This window comes from Thermosynechococcus sp. OHK43, from assembly GCF_014466085.1.
GTDB lineage: Bacteria > Cyanobacteriota > Cyanobacteriia > Thermosynechococcales > Thermosynechococcaceae > Thermosynechococcus.
Genome location: NZ_JACOMP010000226.1, coordinates 1 through 6,000 on the forward strand (window position 1 = coordinate 1; position 6,000 = coordinate 6,000).

Sequence of the window (6,000 nt, forward strand, 5' to 3'; positions counted from 1 at the left end):
GAACAGGTGGTGGAGCAGCAACCCATCAGTAACCATCAAACAGTTCCGATTCCCTCAGAGGGCTTCCTACTGGTGGCGCGTAACTTGAATTCCGCCTTGTTGGCAAACTTCCCACCGGGGGCTGCGGTGCAACTGGAAACCACTGCTATGCCCGCTGCCTTTAATAGCATTCCCAATATCGTCGGTGCGGGTCCCTTACTGGTGAATCAGGGGCGAGTGGTCTTGAATGCGGCACTGGAGCAATTTGGGGCGGGTTTGGATGCCCAGGCGGCACCCCGCAGTGCCATGGGAAATCGCAGTGATGGCAGCATTGTCTGGGTCACCACCCACAACCGTATAGGTGGTATGGGGCCCACCCTCGCAGAATGGGCACAAATTGTCCATCAGTTGGGCTTGATCAATGCGGTGAATCTGGATGGCGGCAGCTCAACGGCCCTTTATCTAGGGGGGGTGTTGGTGGATCGCCATGCGGTGACAACGACGCGGGTCAACAATGCCCTTGGGGTCTTTTGGCAGCCAATCCCCTAGAGATAGGCCAAAGGATCGCTCGGTTCGCCGTTCAAGCGCACTTCAAAGTGGAGGTGGGGGCCTGTTGACAGTCCCGTGGAGCCAACCTCAGCAATGGGCTGCCCCTGTTGCACAAATTGGCCTTCCCGTACGAGGAGCCGCTGGGCATGGGCATAGAGCGTCGTCATCCCGCCGCCATGGTCTAAGATCACGGTTTGCCCGTAGCCCCCTGACCAACCGGCAAAGATCACGGTGCCCGCTTCAGCAGCAAAGATGGGGGTGCCAAAATCAGCCCCAAAGTCCACACCAGCATGGAACCGCTGCCTGCCCAAGATGGGATGAATCCGCCAACCAAAGGGACTGGTCAGCGGTGCTTGAATGGGGTAAGCAAGACGGCCACTGCGGGGCAGGGGTGGAATGCCCCTGGGGACATAGCCGAGGCGCTGACTAATGAGTTGCTGAATGGCGACGCTGTCACGGGCCAGTTGGGCTTCAATGGCGGCAAGGGCCTGGCGATCGCTCCGCAGACGAGCAATGAGTTGGCGTTGACTTTCGGCTTCCCGTTCATAGATGGCCTGCTGCTGTTGGAGTTGCTGGCGCAGGGCTTGAATAAATCGCTGTTGTACTTGAATTTGCCGCTGCTGCTGCTGAAGTCGCTGGCGATCGCGAACCAAGGCAGCCAAGTGCTGGCGATCGCGCTCATACACCTGACGCAGGCGCCCCTGCTGCTCCAGCCAGTCATTGAGGGTCTCTGCTTCAAAGAGCATGGCCCACTGGGGAATCTCACGGTAGCGTTGCAGCCGCCGTAGGCGATCGCCAATCACAGCAACACTGGCCTTGTAGCGGCGACTCAGAACCTGTTGCTGCTCCTTGAGCTCCTTGAGCAGGGTTTCTGCCGCTTGCAGGCGATCGCTGGCCGCCGCCAACTGTTGGGTGGTTGCATCCACATTGGTTTCTAAACCCTCCAGGCGATCGCTGGCCGCTGCCTCAAGGCGTTCTAGTTGTTGACGCTGCTGACCTACTGCCTGCTGGTGCTGCTGGTGTTGTTGGATCACCTGCTGCCAATACTCCAGATTCTGGGAGGGTGCCGTTGCCCAAGCCGCCAGAGTTACCCTGAGCATCACTAGCAGCCCAAGGCAAAGGTAGAGCCCATAGCGGTATTGCTTTGGCATTGACCTTCCCCAACAACACCCTAAAAAACACCTTCAAAAATTACGTTGCCGTGGGTCGCATTATCCAACCTTTGCTGCCTGCTGGAGAAAGCGCATTGCCCACTGGGGATGGCCGCCCCAATGGAGATGCAGATAACTGGCGTGGATTCGGGAGTTGCCCCAGCCCTCTGGTTCACCCGCCAATTGCCACAGAGGCCTTGGGGGCGGCACACTCAAACAGGAATAGTGAAATTCATGGCCTTGAACCTTCTCTCCTGCCTGCACACACACCGTTGTTTGTAAAGCCGTGGCTTGGCGATAGCCAAGGGTGAGTTTTTTACCCATGTGGGCAACCGGCGGCCAGTATCCCACCAAGGGGTAGTAGTGTCCCTCGAAGGTTTGAATACCTTGGCTGAGATACATGAGGCCACCACACTCCGCATAGATGGCTATGCCCCTTTGAATGGCCTGCCGCAGCGACCCAAGGAACGAGTGATTCGCTGCTAACTCTGGGGCAAACACCTCCGGAAAGCCACCCCCCAAGATCAACCCATTGAGATCTGGGGGCAAGTGGGTATCCCGTAGGGGTGAGACTGGGGTTAACGTTGCCCCCAAAGCGTGGCACAAATCAAAGGTGTCAGCATAGTAAAAGTGGAAGGCTGCATCTTGGGCAATGCCAATGGTGACTTGAGTCAGGGGGGAAACACTAAAAGGAGGGTCTGAGGAGGTGGGGGCAGGGGCAAGCAGTGGTGTCAGCCGCTCCCAGTCAAAACAGGTGTTTCCCAAATGGGCAAGGCGATCGCCCAAGGCTTGAAACTCGCGGGATTCCTGGGGTGGCACTAAGCCCAGGTGCCGACTGGGAAGTGCCAAGGCCTGATCGCGATAGAGAACGCCAACAATAGGCACCCCCAGGGGGGCAAGGGCGGCTTCTAACAGTTGCCGGTGGCGATCGCTGGCCACCCGATTCAAGACCACACCAGCAATCTGGAGCGATGGATCATAGTGGCAAAAGCCATAGACCACCGCCGCCACCGAGGCTGCCTGTTTTTGGACATCTAAGACCAGGAGCAGAGGTGCCTGCAAAAGTTGGGCAATCTGTGCCGTACTGCCCTCATGGCTCCCTCCCCGGCCATCAAATAGCCCCATGACCCCCTCAATGAGCACTGCATCCATCCCCTGACTGTGATAGCCGACGCAGGCGCAGACATACTCAGGACTGGTCAAGATCACATCGAGGTTACGGCAAGGCCGGCCACTGATAGCCGTGTGAAACAGGGGATCAATGTAGTCAGGGCCCACCTTAAAGGTTTGTACCCGCTGCCCCCGGGCGCTCAGAGCCGCATTTAATGCTAGGGCAACCGTGGTTTTTCCCACGCCGCTGCGATCGCCTGCTATCACCAACGCCATTGTTAATCCCTTTCCCCAAGAAAAATCAATCTATGCCTGCAATCCACTCCAACACCGTTATTTCGGGGATATTCCCTGATCAACTGCCCTCAGGGGAACTCCCCACCCCTGTAAGATAGGAGACTAAGCGTGCACTCAAGAGTTGGGTCAGGGTCTATGACAGCGGTAACTTCAGTCCCCAGTTTCTGTGAAGGAATTCAGTATTTTGGCAATGATTGGCCAGACTGGGATCGCTATGGTCAAAGGCCACTCCTGAGTACCCAACAGCCAGCCCTTAGGGATCTGGAGGCTCCGGAAGCCGCCTATCAAACGCTCCTCTATGCCGATGCCCTCCGCTATCTGATCTTACAGATGACCGGCAGTAAGGCCTCTGGTCATCCTGGCGGCTTTGCCAGTCAAGCAGAAGCCTATGCTGCCCTCGTGATGTTGGGGCACAAAAATATCATCACGGAAGTGGGGCACCATGCGCCAGGCTTTTATGCCGCCCTGTTCTTGGATCGCTCCCTAGAGAAAATGGGCATTTATACGGTTCAGGACCTGCGCGATCGCTTCCGCGAAAAACATGGTCTGCTTGGCCACCTCTCAGGCTATATTCCGGGGATTCTGGCGCCGGCCGGCCCCCTGGGACAGGGGCAGCACTTTGCTATGGCCGCTGCTTGGTTACACCGCCAGACCCTCTTTCCCTTCACCTTAGGGGATGGCGGCCTAGGGGAGCCCTACGTCATGAGCAGCATGGCGCACTTCCACACCGCTTTCCCAGAGGTCACCAATTTCCTACCTGTCCTGGTTTGGAATGGCTTTAGCCAAGAACACCACAGCATGGTTTCTCTGAAAACCAATCCAGAAATGATGGCCTACTGGCACGGCAACGGTTTCCAAGAGGTGGTGCTGGTGGATGCCAAAGACTTTGACGACAGCGGTCAAGCGGGGGACTACGTCGATAGCACTCAGTTTTCCTTTGGGCAGCGCTTGGCCTTTGTGCAGGCGGTCCTGAAGGGAATGCAAGAGGCAGCGCGATCGGCTCTCGCTGGCAAGCTGACCGTCTTTATCCTCAAACAACTGAAGGGGGCAGGTGTTCATGCCAAGGGGGCAAAATCCCATAACCTTTATGCCCAGCACACCCTCGACAACCCCGATATTGTCAATGCCCTCAAAGCCCGTGCCCTTTCTCCTGCCGCCTGGGAACTGGTGCGTCAAAACTGTGTGGCAGCAGCCGGCGGGCCAGCGGCGGAGGTGGTGGTTACAGAGCAGGTCTTAGACTTACCTCCCCTTGGGGAGATTGCCCTTGAGGCCTATGCCTTGGGGGAAAGCAAAGTGGCCACAACCGCCATGGGGCGCATGGTGGCAGAAGTGGGGCAGCGCGATCGCCGCTACCTTGTTACCAATGCCGATGGCAATGAGGCCTCTGGGATTGGCAACATCAACCAAGCCCTGAAGATCATTCACCCAACGACAGACCCCCTCTACAACCAACTGCCCAATGGCCAAGTATACGAACCCCTGAGCGAGGATGCCTGCGCGGGCCTAGCTGCAGGATTATGTTTGATGGGCAGCCGTAGTCTTTGGTGCTCCTACGAATCCTTTGCCATTAATGGTCTCCCCATCTGGCAAACGGTCACCCAAGCGATGGCAGAACTGCGCCGTCCCACCCCTTCGACGGTTACTCTCTTTACCGCCGGCGCCCTTGAGCAGGGACGGAATGGTTGGACGCATCAACGCCCGGAAATTGAAGCCTACTATGCCGCTTTGTTGCGCAATGGCAATATCTTTGTCCTTTTCCCGCCAGATGCCAACAGCATTCAAGTGTGTTACCGCTGGGCACTGAACACCCAAAACAAGGGAATTGCTATCTTTGCGAGTAAAACGCCACTGCCGGTGCGCACCACCTTTGCACAAACGGAACAGGCCCTTGATGAGGGGGCACTCACCCTCTATGAATCCACTCAAGGGGGACGAACCTTAGTCCTAGCGGTGCTGGGGGATATGATTTTGCAACCCGTGTATCATGCCCTACCCCAATTGGAGGATTTAGGCTATCGAGTGCGGCTGGTTTCGGTAATTAACCCCCGCCGCCTCTACCGCCCTGGGGATGTTGCTTGGCAAACCTGCGCGGAACCCGATGGCGGCTTTGCCGATGAGGCCACCTTCCAGCGTCTGTTTGACGGCGATGCCCTCTTGGGGGTAACGGGGGGGGCCTCTGCCCTTTTAGAACCCATTTTGCTGCGTGCCACTTGTCCTCGCGATCTACTGGCTTGGCAGCGCGGCGAAACAACAGCTAGCCCTGCCGAACTGATGGCCTACAATGGCCTCACCCCCGAAGCCATTTGCGATCGCGCCCGTTCACTGCTGAAGTAAGTGCCCATGACTGCTGCCCATCGCAAAGCCCGTGCCCTTAAGCCCGGTAGTCCCCGCCCCGCCAAGACCCTATGCAGTGAGTGTGGCCTCTGCGACACCTACTATATCCACTATGTCAAAGAGGCCTGTGCCTTCCTCAATCAACAGTTTGAGACCCTTGAGCAGCAAAGTCATGGCCGTGCCCGTGATCTTGACAACTGGGATGAGTGCTACTTTGGCGTTCACCGGGAGATGATGGCGGCTCGCAAAACAGAGCCGATTCCGGGAGCCCAGTGGACGGGCATTGTCAGCACTATTGCCATTACCCTGTTGGAATCGGGACGGGTTGAGGGCGTTGTCTGTGTTCAAAATAGCGAGAGCGATCGCTTTACCCCCAAGCCCGTGATTGCCCGCACCCGTGAGGAGATTTTGGCGGCGCGGGTAAACAAGCCCACCCTATCTCCCAATCTTTCGGTGCTAGAGCAGGTGGAACAAGCTGGCCTCAAACGGCTCTTGGTGATTGGGGTTGGCTGTCAAATTCAGGCCCTGCGAGCCGTTCAAGACAAACTGGGCCTAGAGAAGCTCTATGTGCTGGGAACCC

At 57.2% G+C, this 6,000-nt stretch carries 5 protein-coding genes; 3 read left to right on the forward strand and 2 right to left on the reverse strand.

The window, feature by feature from the left end:
• The coding region (locus H8Q75_RS09540) for a phosphodiester glycosidase family protein (RefSeq protein ID WP_297041315.1) at positions 1 to 528 on the forward strand (528 nt) is incomplete at its 5' end.
• On the opposite strand, the gene H8Q75_RS09545 is transcribed toward H8Q75_RS09540, so the two are convergent.
• On the reverse strand, positions 525 to 1,679 hold the full coding sequence (locus H8Q75_RS09545; protein ID WP_024124886.1) for a M23 family metallopeptidase: 1,155 nt from the start codon (positions 1,677 to 1,679) through the stop codon (positions 525 to 527). The genes H8Q75_RS09540 and H8Q75_RS09545 overlap by 4 nt on opposite strands.
• Before the next feature lie 60 nt (positions 1,680 to 1,739).
• Positions 1,740 to 3,065, reverse strand: coding sequence for a cobyrinate a,c-diamide synthase (locus H8Q75_RS09550; protein ID WP_024124885.1), 1,326 nt, complete (start codon positions 3,063 to 3,065; stop codon positions 1,740 to 1,742).
• 156 nt (positions 3,066 to 3,221) lie between these two features.
• On the opposite strand from H8Q75_RS09550, the gene H8Q75_RS09555 reads away from it, so the two are divergent.
• Positions 3,222 to 5,420 carry a phosphoketolase gene (locus H8Q75_RS09555; protein WP_297041318.1) on the forward strand — a complete coding sequence of 733 codons (2,199 nt, stop codon included), beginning with the start codon at positions 3,222 to 3,224 and terminating at the stop codon, positions 5,418 to 5,420.
• A gap of 6 nt (positions 5,421 to 5,426) precedes the next feature.
• Positions 5,427 to 6,000, forward strand: a 574-nt coding sequence (locus H8Q75_RS09560; protein WP_297041319.1) for a coenzyme F420 hydrogenase/dehydrogenase beta subunit N-terminal domain-containing protein, incomplete at its 3' end; no start/stop codon positions are given.